Annotated in this window: 20 protein-coding genes; 12 read left to right on the top strand and 8 right to left on the bottom strand. The window is 72.1% G+C overall.

Annotated features, from left to right (window positions below; genetic code table 11):
- Window positions 1-159: 159 nt before the first annotated feature.
- Complete coding sequence (locus tag IE096_RS22770) at window positions 160-1,758, top strand: APC family permease (RefSeq protein WP_189454635.1); 1,599 nt, start codon at window positions 160-162, stop codon at window positions 1,756-1,758.
- A gap of 24 nt (window positions 1,759-1,782) precedes the next feature.
- Here the strand turns inward: IE096_RS22770 and IE096_RS22765 are convergent, their stop codons facing one another.
- Window positions 1,783-2,256, bottom strand: a complete 474-nt coding sequence (locus IE096_RS22765) for a DUF3574 domain-containing protein (RefSeq protein WP_189454633.1) — start codon at window positions 2,254-2,256, stop codon at window positions 1,783-1,785.
- 156 nt (window positions 2,257-2,412) lie between these two features.
- Complete coding sequence (locus IE096_RS22760) at window positions 2,413-3,939, bottom strand: CehA/McbA family metallohydrolase (RefSeq protein WP_189454631.1); 1,527 nt, start codon at window positions 3,937-3,939, stop codon at window positions 2,413-2,415.
- 263 nt (window positions 3,940-4,202) lie between these two features.
- On the opposite strand from IE096_RS22760, the gene IE096_RS22755 reads away from it, so the two are divergent.
- From IE096_RS22755 to IE096_RS22740, 4 genes are all read left to right on the top strand, one after another.
- Window positions 4,203-5,060: a TIGR03619 family F420-dependent LLM class oxidoreductase gene (locus tag IE096_RS22755; protein WP_189454629.1), complete on the top strand. Its 858-nt coding sequence runs from the start codon at window positions 4,203-4,205 to the stop codon at window positions 5,058-5,060.
- A 123-nt stretch (window positions 5,061-5,183) separates the two neighbouring features.
- On the top strand, window positions 5,184-7,832 hold the full coding sequence (locus tag IE096_RS22750) for a bifunctional FO biosynthesis protein CofGH (protein ID WP_189454627.1): 2,649 nt from the start codon (window positions 5,184-5,186) through the stop codon (window positions 7,830-7,832).
- Between the two features lie 89 nt (window positions 7,833-7,921).
- On the top strand, window positions 7,922-9,163 hold the full coding sequence (locus IE096_RS31570; protein ID WP_229820525.1) for a DUF8017 domain-containing protein: 1,242 nt from the start codon (window positions 7,922-7,924) through the stop codon (window positions 9,161-9,163).
- A gap of 176 nt (window positions 9,164-9,339) precedes the next feature.
- Complete coding sequence (locus IE096_RS22740) at window positions 9,340-10,488, top strand: ADP-ribosylglycohydrolase family protein (RefSeq protein WP_229820523.1); 1,149 nt, start codon at window positions 9,340-9,342, stop codon at window positions 10,486-10,488.
- A 147-nt stretch (window positions 10,489-10,635) separates the two neighbouring features.
- Here the strand turns inward: IE096_RS22740 and IE096_RS22735 are convergent, their stop codons facing one another.
- The 3 genes from IE096_RS22735 to IE096_RS22725 all read right to left on the bottom strand — a co-directional run bounded on the left by IE096_RS22735 (window position 10,636) and on the right by IE096_RS22725 (window position 13,183).
- A complete protein-coding gene (locus IE096_RS22735) occupies window positions 10,636-10,839 on the bottom strand; it encodes a DUF397 domain-containing protein (protein ID WP_126914603.1) in 204 nt (67 codons plus the stop codon).
- Window positions 10,840-11,077: 238 nt separating this feature from the next.
- The gene (locus IE096_RS22730; protein ID WP_189454625.1) at window positions 11,078-11,962 is read right to left on the bottom strand and encodes a helix-turn-helix domain-containing protein; all 885 of its coding nucleotides are present in this window, start codon (window positions 11,960-11,962) and stop codon (window positions 11,078-11,080) included.
- A gap of 438 nt (window positions 11,963-12,400) precedes the next feature.
- A complete protein-coding gene (locus IE096_RS22725; protein ID WP_189454624.1) occupies window positions 12,401-13,183 on the bottom strand; it encodes a GOLPH3/VPS74 family protein in 783 nt (260 codons plus the stop codon).
- Between the two features lie 260 nt (window positions 13,184-13,443).
- On the opposite strand from IE096_RS22725, the gene IE096_RS22720 reads away from it, so the two are divergent.
- The 4 genes from IE096_RS22720 (at window position 13,444) to IE096_RS22705 (ending at window position 19,752) form a co-directional block, all read left to right on the top strand.
- Window positions 13,444-15,915: a D-alanyl-D-alanine carboxypeptidase family protein gene (locus IE096_RS22720; RefSeq protein ID WP_189454622.1), complete on the top strand. Its 2,472-nt coding sequence runs from the start codon at window positions 13,444-13,446 to the stop codon at window positions 15,913-15,915.
- Between the two features lie 141 nt (window positions 15,916-16,056).
- The gene (locus IE096_RS22715) at window positions 16,057-18,036 is read left to right on the top strand and encodes a glycosyltransferase family 87 protein (RefSeq protein WP_373298192.1); all 1,980 of its coding nucleotides are present in this window, start codon (window positions 16,057-16,059) and stop codon (window positions 18,034-18,036) included.
- A 276-nt stretch (window positions 18,037-18,312) separates the two neighbouring features.
- Window positions 18,313-18,876, top strand: coding sequence for a GVDTG sorting domain-containing protein (locus IE096_RS22710; RefSeq protein WP_189454620.1), 564 nt, complete (start codon window positions 18,313-18,315; stop codon window positions 18,874-18,876).
- Between the two features lie 213 nt (window positions 18,877-19,089).
- A complete protein-coding gene (locus tag IE096_RS22705) occupies window positions 19,090-19,752 on the top strand; it encodes a class F sortase (protein WP_189454618.1) in 663 nt (220 codons plus the stop codon).
- A gap of 34 nt (window positions 19,753-19,786) precedes the next feature.
- Here the strand turns inward: IE096_RS22705 and IE096_RS22700 are convergent, their stop codons facing one another.
- Together IE096_RS22700 and IE096_RS22695 are read right to left on the bottom strand one after the other, a co-directional pair.
- Entirely contained in the window at window positions 19,787-20,014 is a 228-nt protein-coding gene (locus IE096_RS22700) for a hypothetical protein (RefSeq protein ID WP_189454616.1), read from the bottom strand.
- On the bottom strand, window positions 20,011-20,235 hold the full coding sequence (locus tag IE096_RS22695; protein WP_189454614.1) for a hypothetical protein: 225 nt from the start codon (window positions 20,233-20,235) through the stop codon (window positions 20,011-20,013). The genes IE096_RS22700 and IE096_RS22695 overlap by 4 nt, the downstream gene beginning before the upstream one ends.
- A gap of 267 nt (window positions 20,236-20,502) precedes the next feature.
- On the opposite strand from IE096_RS22695, the gene IE096_RS22690 reads away from it, so the two are divergent.
- Together IE096_RS22690 and IE096_RS22685 are read left to right on the top strand one after the other, a co-directional pair.
- Window positions 20,503-21,363 carry a helix-turn-helix domain-containing protein gene (locus IE096_RS22690; RefSeq protein ID WP_189454612.1) on the top strand — a complete coding sequence of 287 codons (861 nt, stop codon included), beginning with the start codon at window positions 20,503-20,505 and terminating at the stop codon, window positions 21,361-21,363.
- Entirely contained in the window at window positions 21,360-21,590 is a 231-nt protein-coding gene (locus IE096_RS22685) for a DUF397 domain-containing protein (protein ID WP_308430373.1), read from the top strand. Before IE096_RS22690 ends, IE096_RS22685 begins: the two co-directional genes overlap by 4 nt.
- Window positions 21,591-21,623: 33 nt before the next feature.
- Here the strand turns inward: IE096_RS22685 and IE096_RS22680 are convergent, their stop codons facing one another.
- Window positions 21,624-22,166, bottom strand: a complete 543-nt coding sequence (locus IE096_RS22680; RefSeq protein WP_189454610.1) for a hypothetical protein — start codon at window positions 22,164-22,166, stop codon at window positions 21,624-21,626.
- A gap of 208 nt (window positions 22,167-22,374) precedes the next feature.
- Here IE096_RS22680 and IE096_RS22675 point away from each other — a divergent pair, with 208 nt between their 5' ends.
- Entirely contained in the window at window positions 22,375-22,890 is a 516-nt protein-coding gene (locus IE096_RS22675) for an EF-hand domain-containing protein (protein WP_189454608.1), read from the top strand.
- Window positions 22,891-22,893 lie beyond the last annotated feature (3 nt).

The following is a 22,893-nucleotide window of genomic DNA, read 5'->3' as shown; positions in this document are numbered from 1 at the left end:
CCGGCGAGGGTCGCGGTTACCCCTTGGTGTTACCTGGCGTAAGGCTGCGGCGACCTTTATTAAGAAGATCAACTCACGTTTTGTCGACGGTGGTTGAAGGTTGGTCGCCCGGAGGTTCGTTCTCCGGATGCGGATACAGCAGCGCTTAACGTCCTCGCCATGGTTCACGTGCAGCCGCGGCCGGGGGCCGGAGAAACGGCAGAGGTGGCAGAGGCTGAAGAGGCGGTAGGGGGCGTCGCGGGCCGCGGTGCCGGGCAACGGCCCCGGGCCAAGGGCCTGAGCGGCGGTTCCGTCGGCCTGCTGGGCAGCTCCGTCATCGGGATCTCGACCGTCGCGCCCGTCTACTGCCTGACCTCCACGCTGGGCCCGACCGTGGGCAAGGCGGGGGTCCAGATGCCCGCCGTCTTCCTCGCGGGCTTCCTCCCGATGCTGCTGGTCGCCTTCGCCTACCGCGAGCTCAACAAGGCCCTCCCGGACTGCGGCACGTCCTTCACCTGGACCGTACGGGCCTTCGGGCCCCGGGTCGGCTGGATGTGCGGCTGGGGCCTGGTCATCGCGACCATCATCGTGCTGTCGAACCTCGCGGGCGTCGCGACGTCCTTCTTCTACCTGCTGCTCGGCCGGCTCACCGGCAGCGACTCCATCGCGGCCCTCGACGGCGACCGGCTCGTCCACGTCGTGACGTGCCTGGTGTTCATCGCCGCCGCGACGGCCGTCAGCTATCGCGGCATGACCGCCACCAAAGGGGTGCAGTACGCGCTGGTCGGGCTGCAGCTGGCCGTGCTCGCCCTGTTCGTGGCCATGGCGTTCACGAAGGCGCGGTCCGGCGGCCTGCCCGGCTCCGGCTCCCTCGGCTTCTCGTGGACGTGGCTGAACCCCTTCGAGGTCGCCTCTTTCGGCGCCTTCACGGCGGGGTTGTCCTTGTCCATCTTCATGTACTGGGGCTGGGACGCATGCCTGACCGTCAACGAGGAGACGGAGGGCAGCGCCAGGACGCCGGGCCGGGCGGCGCTGCTGGCGATGGTCGTGCTGGTCGGCTCGTACCTGCTGACCGCCGTCGCCGCCCAGATGTTCGCCGGCGTCGGCGGCGAGGGCCCCGGGCTGGGAGATCCCGCGACCGCCGACAACGTCTTCGCCGCGCTCGCCGATCCCGTCCTGGGCCCCGCTCTCGGCGTCCTGCTCTTCGTGGCCGTGCTGGCGTCCGCCGCGGCGAGCCTCCAGACGACCTTCCTGCCGGTGGCGCGGACGGTCCTCGCGATGAGCGCCTACCAGGCGCTCCCGCCGTCCTTCGCCCGCGTCCACCCGCGCTTCCGCTCGCCCGGCCGGGCCACGGTGGCGGCGGGCGTCGCCACCGGGGTCTTCTACGCCGGGATGAGCTTCCTCAGCCGCAACGTGCTGGTCGACACCATCTATGCGCTGGGGCTGATGATCTGCTTCTACTACTCGATCACGGCGTTCGCCTGTGTCTGGTTCTTCCGGAGCGAACTGCGGAATTCGGTGCGGGACGCGTGTTTCAAAGGCGTCTTCCCGCTAACGGGCGGGCTGTTGCTGGCGTCGGTCTTCTGCAAGACGCTCCACGACATGTGGAACCCGGACTACGGCAGCGGCAGCGCGGTGCTCGGCGTCGGCTCGGTCTTCGTCATCGGAGTGGGGCTGCTGCTCCTGGGCGTGGTGCTGATGGAGCTGATGCGGCGGCGCAGCCCGGCGTTCTTCCGGGGTGAAGTGCTGACGCGCTCCACCCCGGTGATCGAGGACTGATGCCGGCCGGCGATCAGAAGACGGTCAGAAGTCGACGAGCTCGTTGTCGTCGACGCGGGCCACGGACTCCTGGGCGAAGCGCTTGTTGTACGTGGCGCGGATCTGCTCGATCTTGGCACCGGCGGTCCGGGCCTCGCCCTTCGGGTAGAGGAGGGTGAGCTTGTACGAGCGCTCGTGCTCGATCTTCCCGTGGGCGTCGCGGTACTGGCCGTAGGCGTTCTCGACCGTCAGGCCCGCCGGGAAGCGCGGGGTGACGATCTCGTCGACGAAGGCGCGGAACTCCTTGTCGGTGACCGGGGAACCACCGTTGGGCTTGGCCGTGCCGAAGAGCAGCTCGGTCTTCACGTACGGCTTGCCGACCGCCCGCACCGGCGCGCTCGCAGCGGCCTTGGGGTCCGGATCGTCGAAGGCGGCGTAGGCGACGGGGGCGCTCGCGCCGAACAGGGCGGCGGTGAGGGCGACGGCGGCGAGCCGGACGCGGGGGGAGGACTTCGGCATGGTGACGGCTGTTCCCTTCGACGAGATCGACAGGATTCGACAGGAGGTGATGCCAGAGAAAGTGATGCCAGAAGCGATGCCGGAAGTGACGAAGCGCCAGAACTCTAGCGGTGGAAGGCCAGGGCTGTGGTGCTGTTCGTGGTGCTGTTCCGGCCGTCAGCCGGCCGCGCTCAGGAACACCGGGTTCGTCATCGCCGCCATCGCCCCCGGCAGCCCCGACGCCCCGCCGTCGCTCGCGGGGTGCCGCACCTCGGCCCGTACGTACGCCGCCTGGGAGGGCGTCGTGCGCCACTCCAGCGCGCCGTCCGCCGGCACGGGCGCGGTGAACATCCGTCCCTGGTCCGTGACGAAGGACGCCGAGCAGCCCGTCGTGCCGGTGACTTTCAGCCGTACGGTGATCTGCTCGCCCGGCGCGGCCCGCAGCCGCTCGCCGATGCCCGCGTGCGCGCCGCGCCCGCCGAGGACGGTGAACGACAGATCGACGGCCGACGACTCCGCGATCCAGCTGCGCCCCGCGCGGATGCCCGCCAGCAGGGCCTCGCGGGAGAGCGCGTCGGCCAGGACGACCGTCTGGGGCAGCCCCACGACCTGCGGTTCGCGGTGGGCGTCGCTGTTGCCCATGGCGGGCAGCCAGCGGCCGCCGGAGCGGGCGGCGGCGACCAGCGTGTTGTCCCACGCGGCGACGGCCATCTCGTCGTCCGGGGTGTACGGGCCGTTCCACACCTCCACCACGTCCGCCTCGTCGAAGCCGAACTTCCAGCCGCAGCCGACGCACGTCGCGTACGGGTGGGCCGGGACGACCAGTCCGCCCGTTTGCCGGATTCTCCGCGCGAAACGTCCGAAGGCGTTGTCTCTCGCGCGGTAGCGCCAGTCGATGAAGGCACCGGGATCGGTACCGAGGGCGAGGACGTGGCCGTTGCGCGTGGTGACCTCCTCGCCCGTGAGGATCAGGAGGTCCTCGCCCCACAGGCCCTCCCACGCCCCGTGCGCGGCGGTCGTGTTGTGCTCCGTCGTCGTGATCCAGTCGAGCCCGGCGGCGCGGGCGGCGGCGGCGATCTGCGCGGGGGTGCGCAGTCCGTCGGAGTGGACGCTGTGGAGGTGGTTGTCGCCCCGGTACCAGGCGCGGCCCCGGCCCCGGGCCCGTCGCGGCGGGTACACCGGCTTCGGCGTGGCCCCCGGCGTCCCGTACCGTAGGGTGACCGCGACCTCGTAGGCGAGCCCCTGCGGTGCGACCGTGTACGGGCCGAGGACGACGTGCCAGGTGCCGGGACGGACGGGCCCGGCCAGGTAGCCGGGCGTGGCCCGTTCGGCGCCCACGAAGAACTCCGAGCGGGCGCCGCCCGACCAGCCCCGGAAGCCGGCTCCGCCCAGCGCGGTGCCGCGTTCGTCGAAGATGCCGATGTCGCAGGCGTTGCCCTGGGTGCCGGTGGGCACGGAGGGTCTGTCGTAGCTGTACGAGACGGCGATCTCGCGGACGCCGCGCGGTACTTCCACGGGGAGGTGGACGAAGTCCGGGGCGCCGGCGGGGAGCCGTCCGGTGACCCTGCGGGTCTCCTCGCCGGAGGCGGGTCCCCCGCCCGCGGCGTGCGCGAAGCTCACTCCTTCGAGCGTCAGAATGCTCGCCGCTCCCGCGGCTGCCGCTCCCTTGAGTATGTCGCGCCTGAGTACGTCGCGCCGGTGCATCCCCGCCTCCTCGCGTGGGCCGTGTCCGACTGTGCCGAATGCCTGCGCCGATGCGTGTGTCGACGCCTGTGGCGATGCGCTGTGACTGTCGTGACCCACTGTTGTACGCCCGGGTGGCGGGCGGTGGAACACCCGCCGACGCGTGTGGCGGCCGGTATACGAACACGCGTCGACACCCGACCGCGCGTGGCGCCCCCACGGCCGCCTCCCAAGGCATACCGTGGGTCACACGCGAGACCGCCGCGACGACGGAGGTGCCCGGGATGCGGATCGCCACGACGATCTTTCTCACCGATGAGACGATCAGCCCGGTCCGGCTGGCCCGTGAGCTGGAGCAACGGGGCTTCGCCGGGCTCTATCTGCCCCAGCACACCCACATCCCGGTGAGCCGCAAGACCCCGGCGCCGGCCGGCGACCCGCTGCCGCGCGAGTACGGCCGCGCCGTCGACCCCTTCCTGGCGCTCGCCCAGGCGGCCGCCGTCACCCACCGGATCGAGCTGGGGACCGGCGTCGCGCTCGTGGCCCAGCAGGACCCGATCGTTCTGGCCAAGCAGGCGGCCACCCTGGACTTCCTCAGCGGCGGCCGGTTCACCCTCGGCATCGGCTACGGCTGGAACGTGGAGGAGGCCGAGGACCACGGCGTCGACTGGCACACCCGCCGGGAGCTGGTGCGCGACCGGATGGCGCTGATGCGCGCGCTGTGGTCGCCCGAACCGACGGCATACGACGGCGAATTCGGCTCGGTGCAGGCGAGCTGGGCGCACCCCAAGCCCGTCCGCCGCCCGCGCCGGCTCCGGGGCACGGACTCACTGGTGGGGCCGCGCACCCTGATCGGCGGCGCGGCCGGCCCGAAGCTCTTCGCCCACATCGCCGAGTACGCGGACGGCTGGATGCCGGTGGGCGGCAGCGGACTCCGCGAGACGCTGCCGGAGCTGCGCCGGGTCTGGACGGAGGCGGGGCGGCCGGGCGAGCCGGAGGTCATGCCGTACGCCGTCCACCCCTCCGCGGGCAAGCTCGCGCACTACGCCGACCTGGGCGTCGAGGAGGTCGCGGTCGGGCTGCCGTCGGCCCCGGAGGCGGAGGTTCTGAGGGCGTTGGACGCCCACGCGGAGTTCCTGTAGGCGCGGCGGAGGCGACGCCTCCGGGGCATTCCGGAGGATGCCTCCGTCTGACGTGACGAGAGGCACATGGAACGTCCGCTTCCAGTACATGGCGGTGTCAGTGTCCGCTCGTATGCTCGGACAATGACTTCGAGCGCACCGCGTCCCGAACAGCCGAACACCCCGGTCGCCCCGACCGCCAACGCCATGCGGCGCGCGCTCAAACGCGCCCGCGACGGTGTCGCGCTGGACGTCACCGAGGCCGCCGTGCTGCTCCGGGCGCGCGGCGCCGATCTGGAAGACCTGTGCGCCTCCGCCGCCCGGGTGCGGGACGCGGGCCTGGAGGCCGCCGGCCGGCCCGGTGTCATCACCTACTCCAAGAGCGTCTTCATCCCGCTCACCCGGCTCTGCCGCGACCGCTGCCACTACTGCACCTTCGCCACCGTCCCCGGCAAGCTCCGCCGCGCGGGTGAGGGCATGTTCATGTCGCCGGACGAGGTGCTGGCAATCGCCCGGCGCGGCGCCGAACTCGGGTGCAAGGAAGCGCTGATCACCCTCGGCGACAAGCCGGAGGACCGCTGGCCCGAGGCCCGCGAGTGGCTCGACGCCCACGGCTACGACGACACCATCGCCTACGTCCGCGCCGTCTCCATCCGCATCCTGGAGGAGACGGGCCTGCTGCCCCACCTCAACCCGGGCGTCATGACCTGGACGGACTTCCAGCGCCTCAAGCCGGTGTCCCCCTCCATGGGCCTGATGCTGGAGACCACCGCCCAGCGGCTGTGGAGCGAGCCGGGCATGCCGCACCACGGCTCGCCCGACAAGGAACCCGCCGTCCGGCTGCGCCACCTGGAGGACGCGGGCCGCAGCTCCGTCCCCCTCACCAGCGGCCTGCTGATCGGCATCGGGGAGACGCCCGAGGAGCGCGCCGAGTCCCTGTTCGCCCTGCGCCGGATCTCCCGCGCCTACCACGGCATCCAGGAACTCATCATCCAGAACTTCCGCGCCAAGTCGGACACGGCCATGCGCCGCATGCCGGACGCCACCCTCGACGACCTCGTCGCCACCGTCGCCGTCGCCCGGCTCATCATGGGCCCCTCCGGCTGCCTCCAGGCCCCGCCCAACCTGGTGGACGACGAGTACGCCCGTCTCATCGGCGCCGGCATCGACGACTGGGGCGGCGTCTCCCCGGTCACCCCCGACCACGTCAACCCCGAGCGCCCCTGGCCCGCCATCGAGGAGCTCGCCGAGCGCTCGGCCGCCGCCGGCTTCCGCCTCAGGGAACGCCTCGCCGTCTACCCGGAGTTCGTCCAGCGCGGCGAGCCCTGGCTGGACCCCCGCATCCTGCCCCACGTCCGCGCCCTGGCCGACCCCGAGACCGGCCTGGCCGACGAGAACGCCGAGGTCAAGGGCATCCCCTGGCAGGAACCCGAAGAGGTCTTCACCGCCTCCGGCCGTACGGACCTCCACCGCGCCATCGACACCGAGGGCCGCACCTCCGACCGCCGCGAGGACTTCGACGACGTCTACGGCGACTGGGACGCCCTCCGCGAGGCCGCCGCCCCCGGCATGGCGCCCGAGCGCATCGACGGCGACGTCCGCGAAGCACTGCGCCAGGCCGCCGCCGACCCGACCGGGCTGACGGACGACCAGGCGCTCGCCCTGCTCCACGCCGACGGCCCCGCCCTGGACGCCCTCTGCCGCGTCGCCGACGACCTCCGTCGCGACGTCGTGGGGGACGAGGTCACCTACATCGTCACGCGGAACATCAACTTCACCAACGTCTGCTACACCGGCTGCCGTTTCTGCGCCTTCGCCCAGCGGCGCACCGACGCCGACGCCTACACCCTCTCGCTCACCCAGGTCGCCGACCGCGCCGCGCAGGCGTGGGACGTGGGCGCGGTCGAGGTGTGCATGCAGGGCGGCATCCACCCCGACCTGCCCGGCACGGCCTACTTCGACATCGCCCGCGCGGTGAAGGAGCGGGTGCCCGGGATGCACGTCCACGCCTTCTCGCCGATGGAGGTCGTCAACGGCGCGACGCGCACGGGCATGTCCATCCGGGAATGGCTGACCGCCGCCAAGGAGGCCGGGCTCGACTCCATCCCCGGCACCGCCGCCGAGATCCTGGACGACGAGGTCCGCTGGGTCCTCACCAAGGGCAAGCTCCCCACCGCCACCTGGGTCGAGGTCATCAAGACGGCACACGAGCTGGGCATCCGCTCGTCCTCCACGATGATGTACGGGCACGTGGACCAGCCCCGGCACTGGCTGGGCCACTTCCGGCTGCTCGCCGAGATCCAGCGGTCCGCGCTCGACAAGGGCGTCGACGGTTTCACCGAATTCGTCACCCTCCCCTTCATCCACACCAACGCCCCCGTCTATCTCGCGGGCATCGCCCGGCCCGGCCCGACCATGCGGGACAACCGCGCGGTCACCGCGATGGCCCGGCTGCTGCTCCACCCCCATATCCCCAACATCCAGACGAGCTGGGTCAAGCTGGGCGCGGACGGTGCGGCGGAGATGCTCCGCTCGGGCGCCAACGACCTCGGCGGCACCCTGATGGAGGAGACCATCTCCCGGATGGCCGGCTCCTCGTACGGCTCGTACCGCTCCATCCAGGACCTCGTCGCGATAGCCGACGCCGCCGGGCGCCCCGCGCGGCCCCGCACGACGCTCTACGGCGAGGTGCCCAAGGAGCGGCAGGAGGCCGCCCTCTCCTCGGACGGTCATCTGCCCACACTGCTCCCGGTACTGGACGTTCTTCCGGCGTCCGGCCCCGGCGAGGAGTGATGGTCGTTTGATCTTCGTTCGTACAAGTGTTGCGGATCTGTCGCCGACCGCCGACCGGCCGACGACAGTCCCCGCATAGGGTGTCCCGCATGTCTTGGCCCCAGAACCCCCAGCAGCCGCAGCAGCCTGAGCAGCCGCAGAACCCCTCGACGTCGCCGCAGGGCGGCTTCGGCCCGCCGCCCACGTGGGGTCCGGACGGCGACGGGCACGCCCAGCCCACGATGATCTCCCAGCCCGCCGTGCCGCCGCCGCCCGGCCCGGCGCAGGGCGGCGCCCCGGGCGCGGTCCCGCCGCCCCCGCCGCCCGCCCCGGGGCCCGTCCCCGGTGCCCAGGGCCCCGGCGCTCCCGGCCCGGTGCCCGGCCCCGGCATGGCTCCGCCGCCCGGTATGCCCCCGGCGCCGATGGGCCACCAGCCGATGGCCCCGCAGCCGATGGGTCAGCAGCAGCCGTGGCCGCCGCAGCCGCACGCCCCCCAGGGCCAGGCCGGGCAGGGCGCGCAGTCGGGCAAGAGCAACAAGACGCTGATGGCCGTCATCGGCGGCGTCGTGGCCCTCGCCGTCATCGGCGGCGGCGCGTTCGCCCTCAGCGCCGGCAGCGGCGGTGACGACGACAAGAAGAACGGCAAGGCCCAGGCCGGCCAGGCCCAGTCGCAGGCCCCGGCCGCGCCCGGCCAGCAGTCGGACAAGCCGGCGGACGGCGCCGCCTCCGCCGACCCGTCCGCCCAGCAGCCCACCGTCCCCGGCTGGCAGACGCAGACCCGCGCGGACCACTACTTCCAGTACGACGTGCCGGGCAAGGCCGACAAGTGGAAGGTCTTCCCGACGGACACGGCCATCTCGTACACCGAGGACGGCAAGCCGGTCGTCGTGATGACCGGTACGTCCAACTACAAGGAGGGCGGCTGCTCCTCGCAGCCCAACCCCGACGCCGTCGGCGAGGCCGGCCAGGGCCAGCTCGCCACCGTCGGCACCACCGGCGGCGGCAAGGACGGCGACCTCAAGACGAACGCCAAGAACTGGGCGGGCAACTGGGGCTTCATGGCCTACGGCGGCAAGGACCACAAGCCCAAGCTGGAGTTCACCGACGAGAAGGAGTGGAAGCACAACGGCATCGACGGCTGGACGGCGACCGCCAAGGTCACCGTCACCAACCGCCCGAGCCCGTGCGTGCCGCCCACCGCGATCGTGAAGTCCATCGCCCAGAAGATGCCCGACGGCACCTTCCACGGCTGGGTCATCTACGCAGACCAGGGCGTTCCGGACGCGCTCACCGAGGCCCAGATCGACAAGATCATGAACACGGTGCGCCCGGCCAAGGGGCCTGGCGCGTAATCGCCGCCGGCCCGGTGTCCCGGACGCCGGGCCGGCCTCGGCGCACTACAGTGCTGTGCCGACACAGCGCTTTGCCGACACAGCCCTGTGGCGACACGGCGCTGTACCGATCGACGCGGGCCCGGCGAACGGGCCCGCGGCCCGCTCGCACCTCTCCCGTCCAGGAGGCCGGACACGTGACCACGACCGCCGCGACGGGCACCGCCGGAGCCCCCGGGCCGCTGCCCCGGGGCCGGGCCGAACAGCAGGACTTCCGCTCCCGGGTGCGCGGCTGCCTGCTCGGCGGGGCGATCGGGGACGCGCTGGGCGCGGGCATCGAGTTCGACTCCCTGGAGGCGATCCGCGCCGCGCACGGCCCCGCGGGCGTGACCGACTACGTCCCGGCCTACGGCCGGCGCGGCGCAGTCACCGACGACACCCAGATGACGCTCTTCACGGTGGAGGGGCTGATCAGGGCCCACGTCCGCCGGGACACCGGGGCCTGGCACCCGCCGGCCGACGTCCACCGCGCGCACCTGCGCTGGGCCGCCACGCAGGAGGGCTGGGGCCCCGACGAGCGGGTGCGGGACGCGGGCTGGCTCGCCGGGCAGGAGTGGCTCTACGCCCGCCGGGCCCCCGGCGGGGCGTGCCTCTCCGGCCTCGCCGACCACCGGATGGGCACCCTGGCGGCGCCCAAGAACCCGGGCTCCAAGGGCTGTGGCGCGGTGATGCGCTCCGCGCCGTTCGGGCTGCTGGCGGACTGGGCGCCCGGCCTCGTCCTCCAGCTGGCCGACGAGTGCGCGGCGCAGACCCACGGCCACCCCACCGGCCGGCTCTCGGCGGCCGCCTTCGCCGTCATCGTCCATGGCGCGGTGCGGGGCGAGCCGCTGGAGGCCGCCGCCCTGCGGGCCCTGGAGCTGCTGGCCGCCCGGCCGGGCCACGAGGAGACCACCGCGGCGCTGCGGGGCGCCCTGGCCGCCGTGCGGCAGGGGCCGCCGTCGGCCGAGCGGCTCCAGTCGCTGGGCGAGGGGTGGGTGGCCGAGGAGGCCCTGGCGATGGGGCTGTACTGCGCGCTGGTCGCCGAGGACGTCCGCCACGGCCTGCTGCTGGCGGTCAACCACGGCGGGGACTCGGACTCCACGGGGTCGATCTGCGGCAATCTGCTGGGTGCCGTACACGGGGAGACCGCGCTGCCGGCCGGGTGGGTGGCGGAGCTGGAGGGCCGGGGCACGATCCTCGAACTCGCCGACGACTTCGCCATGGAGCTCACCCAGGGGCCCGCGCTGCACGGCCCGCCCGGCACCGTCTCGTCGGCGGCCTGGCTGGCGCGGTACCCCCGCGCGTAGGAGATGGCCGCGTAGGAGGTGGATCCGGACGTGGCGGAGCCCTCTCGGCCGGGACGGGATGCCAGGCGCCAAGAGGGCTCTCTGCGGAAATATCGATACGGCGGTTTTACGTCGCTGTGCCGGGTGATCCGCGTTCAACGCGGTCGGTCAGAGGGACTGCGCGCTGTCGCCGACGACCGTCACGAACGCGGACCAGGACTCCGAGGAGAAGGCGAGGGCGGGGCCCTGCGGGTCCTTCGAGTCACGGACCGCGATGGACCGCACGAGCGGGGAGGCGACCTCGACGCAGTCGCCGTGGGCCAGCGAGTAGGAGGACTTCCGCCACGTGGTCTTTCCCTGCTGAATCGCCATGAATTGCTCCGATGCCTATGAGTGCTGCCTGGTTCGGCCGGGAATCGCCCGGGTGCCGGCCGGAAGACGGCCGGGAACCCACTGGCCGGACCGGTGGGGCCGGTGTCCCGACGCGATCGACGTTACGCGCCAACATCACCTGATGAACGGCCCGTTCACTCGACCGGATGGCATATATCCATCACCCCTTCCTCCATGGCGGGAAGGGGTGTACGGTCCCGCCCCTCGCATCCCACGGCTACTGGCCGGGCTCCTCTTTTTGCCCCTCGACCGCCCAGTCCTCCGCGACCTGGAGGATGAACCGCCGTGAGTCCTCGGCGTTGAGCGCCTGCATCCGCAAATGCTCGTACATCACGCTGTACGCCTGGACGTCGTTGGGCTTCTCCAGGTACAGATCGCTGGTGATGCCCTCGAGGTAGACCGTGCTCGCGTCCTGCGGATCGTGGAACTCGAGGATGGAGAACTTCCCGTACATGCCCGGGTGCGCGCCCACCGCGTAGGGCAGCACCTGCACGGTGATGTGCGGCTGGAGGCTGAACTCCACGAGGTGTTCCATCTGTTCGCGCATGATGGCGCCGCTGCCGACGATCCTGCGCAGCGCGGACTCGTCGATGACCGCCCACAGGCGCAGCGGGTTCTCCGGGTCGGTGATCCGTTCCTGACGGCGCATCCGCACCTGTACGCGCCGCTCGACGTCCGCGGCGGTGGCCTCCGGCCACGAGCCCTCGGTCACGGCGTTGGCGTAGTTGGGCGTCTGGAGCAACCCGGGGACGAGCGACGCCTCGTAGACGCGCAGCGACGCCGCGTCGGTCTCGAGTCCGATGTAGACGCTGTACGGGATGTCGCCGAAGGCATGCCACCAGCCTTGCTGTCGTGACTCCTTCGCCATCTGCATCAGCGAATCGACGATGCGGTGGTCCTCGACTCCGTACACGCCGCACAGATCGCGGACATCGCGCTGACTGATGCTGCGGCGGCCGTTCTCCAGTCGGCTGATCTTCGACTGCGAGACCAGGAGCCGCTCGGCCACCTCCTCGGCGGTCATGCCCTTGAGCTCACGGAGCTTGCGTAGCTCCTGCCCCAATCGGCGCCGCCTTACGGTGGGGTTGACACTGGACGCCACGGGACGCACCTCCGGCTCCGTCATGCTGCTGTCTCCTGCTCCGGCAGCCTGCCACCACCGGCCGGGGCGGCGCTGGGAAATGCTTACACCGTGTCCGCTTGTGGTGACCCTGATGCGGATGCGCGTGACGTAGTCGTTACTACGCATGACCGCGCGACCCCCTACGACCGCGCGCGCCCGGGCGCGCGTACGCGCACGCGGGGCGGCGGGCCGTACCACCGTGCTCGGGCGGTACGGCCCGCCGCCCCGCGCTGCTGCGGCTCCCGGACCGGGTCAGATGGACCCCGGTGCGGTCGGTGGAGCGGAAGTGGTGCGTGGGTTGGTGCGTGAGGTGGTGCCAAAGGTGATGCGTGGGGTCGTGCCAAGGGTGATGCGTGGGTTGGTGCGTAGGGTCGTGCTCGCGGTCGTACGACCGCGGTCAGCGGCTGCGGAACCGTTTCACGAGGCGCCCGCGCGGGCCATGACCCCACCTCGATGCGCGGTCGTCCGGCCCGTGCCGACCGCCGCCGGCTCGACCGGCGCCCGCACGGCGGCACGCCGGCCCGAACCGCCGCCACCCGTCGCGCCGGCCGCGGCCGGCGCCCGGCGCGGCTGCGCACCGACCCCGTTCTGCACGTCCATCACGGCGTGCGCGACGAGCCCGCCCATCGGGTCGTGCCGGATGAGATCGCGCAACCGGGACCGTGAGGAACGGCCCTCGTTGCCCGGGTAGAGGTGCTTGCCCAGGCCGACCGCGTGGGCCAGGGCGGCGAGCGCGGCGGTCCGCGGGTCCGGCGGGACGCCGGTGCGGATCGCGCTGTCCAACCGGGCCCTGATCTCCCGGTTGATCGCCGTGTCCGTCGCCTGATAGCGCGTGGTCGGCAGCACCCCGCACATCTGGCCCGCCACGGCATGCACCATGCCGCACCGTTCCAGATGCGTGAGATACGTCTGACGCAGCCCCAGCCGGGGCCCGCCGATCCAGTGGACGGCGCGCACCGGGCTGCCGCGGCGGCGCAACAGCTCGAGCGCGGTGTCCAGGGTCGGATCACCAGTCGGCCGTGGGTGCACCACGGCGATACGATCCCCGTCTGGGGCTATCCGTCCGGCCAGAGCCAGCTCCACGAGCTGCGCTCCGGCGAGACCGAGGTCGAGCGACTGCGGCTGCGCCGTGGTACCCGTGGCCGGGTCCAGGGCGAGCAGCAGAAGCTCCTCCGGAATTGTTCTGCGGCTCCTGCCCATCCATGCCTCCCCGCGTGGATGAGTGACAGGGTGACCCCTCTCACATTGGTCTGTCGAGAGCGCGTGGTGACTTCGGGTGGGAACCGGTAGGTATGTCGTCTCGTCTTGCACGTGGGTGAAGGCGGACACCGCTCTCTGACCCGCTAGCTGTGCCCTGACGCGACGGCGGCAGAGGACACTGATAGACGTTGAGAGGATCCGGGCAGCGGGACACTTGTCGTCCCGCCTCGGTGTACGGCGCGGAATTCGAGGAGGCATCGGTGGCGGGCGAGTCCCCCGGCAAGTCGGAGCAGCGGAAGTCGTCGGGGGAGACGACTGGCACCACTGGTACGACCGGCAGCGAACGCGACCCCCGGCTCGGAGTCTTCCGGGCCGGCACGGATACGACCGAGGACCGTACGGACGGCAAGTCCGGCGGGTCGGATTCATCGGATTCATCGGGTTCGGATTCGGATAAGGACCGTCAGGGCCGCGAGGCCGACACGGCCGATTCCGCGAAGCCCGTTGAGCCGGCTGAGCCCGCCGGGAACGGCGGTGTCAAGCGTGACGCCCGGCTGAAGGCCGCCGTCGCCGCCTGGGTGGCGAGCGCGGAAGAGGACGCTCCGGAGGCCGGTGCCGAGGACGACGCCGCAGGTGAGAAGCCGTCGGCCGACCGAGCCGACGCCACCGCGGACGCCCCTGCCGGTACGGCCGCTGACGCCCCGGCAGAAGCGGCGCGCACGGCGAAGGACGAGTCCGGCGCCGACCAGGCGACGGCCGTTTTCCACACGGTGCGCCCGAAGGCGGACGAAAACAGCGGCGACGCGGCCCCCGAGGCGAAGAAGCCCGCTGCCAAGGACGAGAAGGACGGCGAGCCCGCCGCCGACCAGGCGACGGCCGTCTTCCGCACCGTGCGCCCGAAGCCCTCCGCCACCGATGCCGACGAGGAAAAGAACGGCAAGGACGGCAAGGACGGCAAGGACGGCGTCGACCAGGCCACGGCCGTCTTCGGCGCCGTGCGCCCGAAGGCCGACACCGCCGCCCCCGGGGCGAAGAAGCCCGCCGCCGACGGCGAGAAGGACGGCAAGGGCGGCAAGGACGAGCCCGCCGCCGACCAGGCGACCGCCGTCTTCCGTACCGTGCGCCCCAAGGCGGACGCGCCGAAGGCCGACGCCGGTGCCCCCAAGCTCGACAACGGCGACCAGCCGACCGAGCTGATGAAGGCCCCCACCCCGCAGCCGACGCCCGGTGGCGAGCGCAAGAGCCAGTTCGTCCCGCTGAAGAAGGACGACGAGGCCGCGCCCGCCAAGCAGGCCGCCAAGGCCGCCCCGGCCCCGGCGAAGCCGCAGCCCGCGAAGCCGCAGCCCGAGTCGGCCAAGCCCGAGCCCGGGAAGTCCAAGGTCCCGCCGCCCCCGGGCCGTCCCGCCGCCCCGGCCGCGCCCGCGGAGCCGGCCGCGCCGCTCGACCTGCTCGCCCAGCTGACGAACACCCCGCCGCCGCCGGAGACGCCCGTGCGGATGGCCGTCCGGCGCGTCAAGATCTGGACGCCGCTCGTCGTGCTGCTCGGGATCATCTTCGTGGTCGTGCAGTCCTTCCGGCCGCTGCCCGACCCGAAGCTCTCCCTCGGCGCGCAGAAGTCGTTCACCTTCGAGGGCGGCAAGGCGCCCTTCGTCTGGCCGGACGAGGGTCAGTCCGCGGCCAAGGTCGTGGGCGCCGGTGACGTGGGCACGTTCGGCCCGCAGAAGCCCGTGCCGACGGCCAGCGTCGCCAAGGTCATGACCGCCTACGTGATCCTGAAGGACCACCCCCTGCAGAAGGGGGACAAGACCAGCAACAAGATCATGGCCGACGAGGCGGCGGAGAAGGAGTCCAACGCCGAGGGCGAGTCGACGGCGAAGGTCAAGGCGGGGCAGGAGTTCTCCGAGTACGACATGCTCCGCATGCTGCTCATCCCGTCGGGCAACAACATCGCCCGCCTGCTCGCCCGGTGGGACACCAATGGTTCCGAGGAGGCGTTCGTCAAGAAGATGAACGACGCCGCCAAGGAACTCGGCATGACCAACACCACCTACACCGACCCCAGCGGTCTGACGGCGACGACCAAGAGCACGGCCGTGGACCAGGTGAAGCTCGCCGAGGTGATGATCAAGAACCCGGTCGTCCGGGAGATCACCCAGCAGCCCAACGCCGACATCCCCGGCGGCCCGCACATCAACAACAACAACGACTCCCTGCTGGTGAAGGGCACCGGTGTGCTCGGCATCAAGACGGGTTCCAGCACCGCGGCCGGCGGTGCGCTGATGTGGGCGGCGCGGCGGGTGCTCGACGGCAAGGAGTACCTGATCGTCGGCGCCACCATGGACCAGCACTTCAAGGGTCTGGACCCCGACGCCGCCAACAGCCTCACCAAGGTCAAGAACAAGAGCTACGAGCAGCTCACGTCGATCCAGAACGCTCTGAAGACGGTCACCGTGGTGAAGAAGGGCGACGTCGTCGGCCACGTCGACGACGGTCTCGGCGGGCAGACGCCCATCGTCGCCACCAAGGACGTCGTGGCCGTCGGCTGGGCCGGTTTCGACACGAAGTTCGCGCTGTCCGACGTCGGCCGGAAGATCCCGCACTCGGCGAAGGCCGGTACGGAGGTCGGCGAGCTGGTCGTGGGCAGCGGCCCCGACGCGGTGAAGGTCCCGGTCGTGCTGAAGACGGCCCTGGCCGAGCCCTCCTTCGGCGCCAAGCTGACCCGCCTGGGCTGAGGCCGGCCGGCCCGGCCGTGGCGGCTCCTGGTCCGTACGAGTGGGTGCGGACCGGGGGCCGCTTTCGCGGTCGCCGCGATGGGCGGGGCGGCCCGACGACGCGTGCTAGCGTCGCCAGGGTTTGCTCGTCACAGCCGGAGCATGCGTGAAGATGGGGGAGAAGACCGCAGGGGGAAGACGGGGAGAGCCGCAGTGACCACCGTGGGGCCGGCGCGGCCCAGAGACCCGGAGCAGCCGGAACGACCGGAACGGCTCGCACGTCCGGAGCGCCCGGGAGCACCGGACGAGACCGGTGACACCGGCACACCCGTGACGGGACGTACCGCCGTGACCCGTGGGGCCGGCTGGCGGCGCCCGTCGTGGGCCGTCGTCCCGCACCACCGCAAGGGCGGGCGGTACGCGGCCCTCACCGGGACGGTCGGGATCACCCTCTTCGTGGCCGCGGCGCTGCACATCCTCTGGATCTGCATTTTCGCCAACAGCGGCGGCGACCTCGCCGCGCAGGACGCGTGGGCGGAGTTCGCGCTGCAGCATCCGGCCTCGGCGTACAACCTCGCCTGGTACGGCGGGATGCACCCGGTGTCGTACAGCGTGATCTCGCCCTACATCATGGCCGCGATCGGTGTCCGCACCACGATGATGATCGCGGGCACGGTCGCCTCCGGCCTGATCGCGCTGCTGCTGGTCCGCAGCCGGGTCGTGCGCCGGCCGCTGTGGCCGGCGCTCTACGGCACGTTCGCGCTGATGTGCAACGCCATATCGGGCCGGGTGACCTTCGGGCTCGGTGCGATGTTCGGGCTGGCGGCGGTGGCCGCGATCTTCGCCTGGCCGGCGCGCTGGCGCGCCACGGGCCGCTACCGCTGGGGCCGGGCCGCGCTGGCCGGGACGATGGCGGGGCTGGCGACGGCGTCGAGCCCGGTGGCCGGTCTGTTCGTCGGCATCGTGGCGGCGGCGCTGTGGCTGAGCCGGCGCCGGCCGGCGGCGTACGCGCTGGGGGTGACCCCGGTGGTGGTGGTGGCGCTGTCGGCGTGGCTGTTCCCGTTCTCCGGGCAGCAGCCGATGGCCTTCGCCTCGGCGATCCTGCCGCTGCTCGCCGGGCTCTTCGGCGTCTTCATGACCCCCTCGTCCTGGCGCACGGTGCGGGCCGTCTCGTCGCTCTACGTGCTGGGTGTGCTGCTGGTCTGGCTGATCCCCTCGCAGATCGGCACGAACATCTCGCGGCTCGGGATGATCTTCGGTGGTGTGGTGCTGGTCGCCGCGCTGACCGGGATGGAGGTGCCGCCGAGAGCCGAGCTGCTGCGGCGCGGCAAGGTCTGGCTCGCGACCGTGTGCGGCGTGCTGACCCTCACCGGCTGGCAGCTCGCCAACTCCATCAGCGACATAGTGCACACCACCCCCGCCGCCTCCTGGGCCCGTGAGCTCGCCCCCCTCGTCGACCAGCTCCAGAAGCTGGACGCGGCGGGCGGTCGCGTCGAGGTCGTCCCGGCCCGCAGCCACCGCGAGGCATCGGCCCTGGCCCCGTACGTCAATCTCGCGCGCGGCTGGAACCGGCAGGCGGACCTCAAGCGGAACCCGCTCTTCTATGAGGAGGGCATGCTCACCCCGGACAGCTACCGCGCCTGGCTCAGCCGCTGGGCCGTGGCCTACGTGGTGCTGCCCAAGGACGAGCCGGACAACGCGGCCGTCGAGGAGGCCAAGCTCGTCCAGCGCGGCCAGCCGTATCTGCGCGAGGTGTGGTCCGACGAGAACTGGCGCGTCTTCGCCGTGAAGGACCCCACGCCGCTCGCCGACCCGCCCGCCGTGGTGGACCGCTCGGACGCCGAGGGGCTGACGGTCACGGTGGGCAAGCCGGGCCCGGTGCTGATCCGCGTCCCGTACTCGCCGTGGCTGGGCCTGGTGGACGCGCAGGGCAAGGACATCCAGCCGCCCAAGGCCGGGCCGGGCGGCGAGCCGCCGGTCAACGTCAACGGCTGTCTGGCCAAGCAGGTCCAGGACGCCCGCGCGGGCCAGCCGGAGGACGACTGGACCCTGCTGCGTGCCCCGCACGCCGGCACGTACCGGATCGTGGCCAAGTACAAGCTGCCGCGCGGCACGGGCTGCCCGGACGACCTGGCGCGCTAGCCCCGGCACCGCGCCGGCTGTGACCTCGAACGGGTGACCGGGAGTGTTCTCTCGGTCACCCGTTCGCAGTCTCGGCGGGGAGGCCGTCCGGATGATCTCGCGCCCCCGGGGTGACCTGCCCATACGGCCGTATCCCGGGCCGCCCCGGGCCTCCGGCGGCCCGTCCCGCCGGGTGCGGGCCCCCGCCGGCCCGGTTTCCCTCGGCAGAGAGGAGCGCGGAAATCCGACTCCCGCTGCGGCACATCGGCGTGCCGCGCCCGCGCTCACGGAGGAAGCATGCGTAACGCACGAGTGCTCGCCGGGGCCGCGCTGACCATAGCCGCGCTGGGGACGGCCGCCGCCCCCGCGCTCGCCGCCGATCACTTCGGGAAGCTGGAGGTCACCCCGGGCACCGTCCAGCCGGGCGCCACGGTCACGGTGAACACCACCGCCTGCGGTCCCGACGGCAAGGGCACGGGTGACGCCAGCGCCGTGGGCGGCCCGGCGTCGTTCGAGCTCAAGCCGGGCACGACCAAGGAGACCGTGGTCGGCCAGTTCATGGTCCCGAAGTCGGCGAAACCCGGCACCTACGGGATCGGCGCCAAGTGCGCCAACGGCAAGGAGGCCACCGGCGACGTGGTCGTCAAGGCGGGCGCGGGCATGAAGAGCTCGCCCACCGCCGCGCCGAGCATGTCGCCCATGACCCCGAAGGGCGGCATGAAGACCGGCGTGGGCGGCACCAGCGACGACTCCGGCACCGCCGAGGTCATCGCCGGCGCGGCCGTCCTGGGCACGTCGGCCGTCGTCGGCGTCTGGTTCCTGCGGCGCCGCGGCGGCGGCGACCGGCCCGACCAGGCCTGACCGGACCGAGGACCGCTCCCGGTGCCGGCCGGACCGCCCCTGGGCCCCCGGACGCGCGCGCTGCGCCCGGGGGCCGGGGACCCGGCCCCCGGCACGGGCGGCGGCGTGGTGCGGTGGGCGAACGCGTACCTGCGGAGCGCGCCTTCGTACGGGTCACGCGACTCGCGTCGCTCACGTCATCCACATCACTCGCATCGCTCGCGCCACAAGACCGTGCTCGCCGTCGTCCTGGCGGTGGCGCTGCTGGTGGGCAGCTGGCTGATCGAACACGGGGCGAAGGACCAGCGGCCGCCCCCGCAGCCGTCCCGGGCCCAGGCGTTCCCCACCCCCGGGGAGCCGCTGCTCGGCCCGCGCCGCGACGACCACGCCGTACCGCCCCTGCCGCGGGCCCAGCCCACGCGCGTCCGCATCCCCGGTATCCAGGTCGACGCGCCCATGACCCCCCTCGGCCTCGGCCCCGACGGCACGCTCGCGAGCCCGCCCGAGGACGACGGCAACCTCGCCGGCTGGTACGCGGACGGCACACCGCCCGGCGCCGCCGGCACCGCCGTCGTCGCCGGTCACGTCGACCTGGCCAACGGCCCGGCCGTCTTCTACAACCTCGGCGCGCTGAAGAAGGGCGACACGGTGGAGGTGGCCCGCTCCGACGCCCTCACAGCCGTCTTCACCATCGACGCGATCGAGGTCTACGACCGGGCGGACTTCCCCTCCGAGAAGGTCTACGGGACGGTCGGCCCTCCGGGCCACGGGCGGGCGGAGCTCCGCGTGATCACCTGCGGCGGCGGCTTCTCGGCGGAGGCGGACGAGTACCTGGGCAACGTGGTGGTCTACGCCCACCTCACCGGGGTCCGGCACCCTCCGGGGCTGCTGAGCTGAGGGAGGATGCCGGTGCCCGTGCCGGGCGCGCTTGTCAGTGGGCCCGGCGCTGGTGGACCCCCATCGCGGCCGTCATCCGCGCGGCTTCCTGACGGTCGTCGACGCGCAGGGCGGCGGCGCGGCGGCGCTTGATGTCCCGGCACGTTTCGCAACGAGGGGTCGGCGGTTCGGGGGGATTTCCGCTGGCGGAGAGCCGCTGCCGACTCTGGTGATTGGTATCGGCCACCTTCGCGCGCAGCGCGTCGCCGTCGGCGGCGGTCATCGGACCGCCTCCGTGTCGTGGTGCGGCACGCGGGGGCGGAGGTCGATGCCGTGCGCGGTGATCCACACCCAGTACGACGCGTCGCCGACGGGCGGGGTCTCGGACTTCGGCGCCACGAGCCCCGCGCAGGCGGGGCACGTACGGTCGCCGCCTGCGCGGGAGTTGTTCGTACGGAAAACCGCCCTCGCCCACGCGAGCCACCGGCGGATAAGGTCATGCATTGCTGACGCTCCTCTCTAGCGTTGGCCACGCCCCCGGACCGGTCGCACGGTCGCGGGGGTTCTCCCTTTTGGGTACGCCACACACCAAGATCACCTCTGCGTGACGGTGTCGTCGCGCCGAGCGATCGCGGGATTAGAATGCACCCGCCGACTATGCGTGTGCAAGGCGTGAGAATGCATAGAGTGCATGTGCGAACTTGCCTTGCAGGTGGGGGGTGTTGGCGGACAGAATCGCCGTGCCTCCTGTGCAGATGAAAGGTGGAGGGCATGCCTACGAAGCGGCAGATGCCGACGGTCCGCCTCCGGCGTCTGGCCGCCGAACTCCGACGGCTGCGCGCTGGTGCCGACTTGACCAGGGAGGACGTCACCGAACAGACGGGCATCAACACGGCGACGCTCTACCGGATCGAGACCGCACGTGTCCGGCCGCAGCGGCGGACCTTGGTCGCGCTTCTCGACCTGTACGGCGTGCGCGAGCCGCAGCGAGATGAGGTTCTGGCTCTGTCGCAAGGCGCGAGTGCGCAGGGTTGGCTGCGCCCGTATCACAGCGAACTCCCCGAGGAATACACTGCTTACATCAGCTTCGAGGCTGAGGCGCGTGCAGTGCGAAACTACGAATCCCTATTCGTCCCAGGTCTGTTGCAGACCGAGGACTATGCGCGTGCCGTGATCAAGGGCGTATTGCCGATGGCGAGTGCCAGGGAAATCGAGCAGCGAGTTCAGGCTCGGGTGGAGCGGCAGGCGGTGCTTGTCAAAAACGACCCGCTGCACCTCTGGGCAATCATGGATGAGGCGGCCCTGCGGCGCATGGTGGGTGGCCGCGATGTCATGCACAAGCAGTTGCAGCACTTGACGGCAGCGACCAGGGAGCCGCACATGACGCTCCAGGTCATCCCGTTCGGCGCTGGCGCGCATGCCGGGATGCCTGGCTCCTTCGTGCTCATGAGCTTTCCCGAGGCCGAAGACCCTGAGATCGTCTACATCGACAGCATGGCTGGAGACCTCTTCCTCGAAGCCGAGGCGGACATTCGGCGGTACGGCGCGATCTTCGACAACCTGCGTGCGGTGGCGCTTAGCCCTGACGAAACATCGAATTTGATCGCCGCACTGGCCAAGGAAACGCAGTGAGAGAAGAGGTGGCGGTAGTGGGCCGAGCGATGACTCCCGACGGCATATGGCGCAAGAGTTCCTACAGCAGCGGGAACGGCCAGTGTTTCGAGATCGCAGTCTGGCAGGGGGCGGTGGCAACCCGCGACAGCAAGAACTTAACCGGCTCGTCGCTGATTTTCGCGGTGGGCGCCTGGTCGGCGTTCCTCGCCGGCCTCCGGGCCGGGGGGTTCGGGGCCGCCGGCTGAGGCGACCCGCCCCCGGCGGGCGGCCCCGGCCGCCTACGGCTGGATCTCCAGCTGAACCCCGTTGCTCCAGCCCCGGAGGCCGGACGTGAGGCAGTCCGTGGGGAGTTCGCGGGGTGGCCCCGCGACGGTTCGCCGGACGGGGTGTCCCTTGCCGCGGCCTTCCACGACGTGGCCCGACTGTTCGAGGAGCAGGACGCCCGCCGTACGGACGGTCGTGGCGTTGTCGTAGACGATCAGGGACCGGCGGCCGTCGGCGTAGCGGACGGTTTCCACGCCGCTCCCACCGGACACCGCGACGCAGACCGCTTCCGGCAGGTCCGAGTCGGAGGAGCCGGTGGCCGGGACGGTGTGGCCGGGGGCGACGGTGCAGGTGTAGGTGATGTCCCCGTGGACATGGGTGGGTTGGGGAACGAGTGTGAGCGGCGGGGCGTAGCGGCTCTCGCCGCTGCCCGTGCAGGTGACGCCCCGGCCCTCTCCCTCGCCCGTTCCTGCCTGGCCGGCCGGCGCCCACACCACCGTCGAGCCCACGAGCAGCAGGGAACCCAGCGCCACCGCCATGCCGCGCTTACCGAACACATGCCCTCCAGGACGTCCTGTGCGGAAATATCGGACCTTGGCTACCCGGAGGTGCATCCGCTGCCCAGGCGTCCCGAAGCGCACCACCCGCGCGTGCCCCGCTGGGCGCGCCGTCGCGCGCGCTGCTGCCCCCGCCCGGCGCATGGCCCCAGCAGCGCGCCGGGTAGGAAGCGACGGACGAACCCTCGTCGAGCAGAAGGGGATCCCTGTGAGCCGTACGACCGCCACCGCCGCCACCGCCGCGCGCAGGCGCGTCTTCGCCATGATGGACGCGGACGGCGACGGGGTCGTCTCGGCGCGGGAATACCTCTCCCGGGTCGACCGGACAGTCCGGGCCGCCGGCCGCACGGAGGACGATCCGCTCGTCGTCGTCGCCCGTGCCGAGGGCCGGAAGGTCTGGGCGGAGATGGACGCGGACGGCGACGGGAAGCTGACGTTCGACGAATACGACGCGTGGGCGGGTGCCGGAACGTTCGACAACGTCTGCCGGCCCGTGCTCGGCTCGCTGTTCGACCTCGCCGACACCGACGGCGACGGCGCCCTGGACAAGGCCGAGTTCACGGCGCTGCGCACCGCGCTCAACAACCCGCCGGGGAACGCCGCCGCCGCGTTCGACGCACTCGACACCGACGGCGACGGCCGGGTCGGCCGTGACGCGTATCTGGCGTCGATCCGCGCCTTCGTCATCGGGGACGGTTCGCCGATGGGCGAGTCCCTGTACTAGGTA

The organism is Streptomyces abikoensis (assembly GCF_014648775.1).
Taxonomy (GTDB): Bacteria; Actinomycetota; Actinomycetes; order Streptomycetales; family Streptomycetaceae; genus Streptomyces; species Streptomyces abikoensis.
The sequence above is the reverse complement of the archived record's forward strand: the minus strand, read 5'-3'. Positions and strand labels throughout refer to the sequence as shown.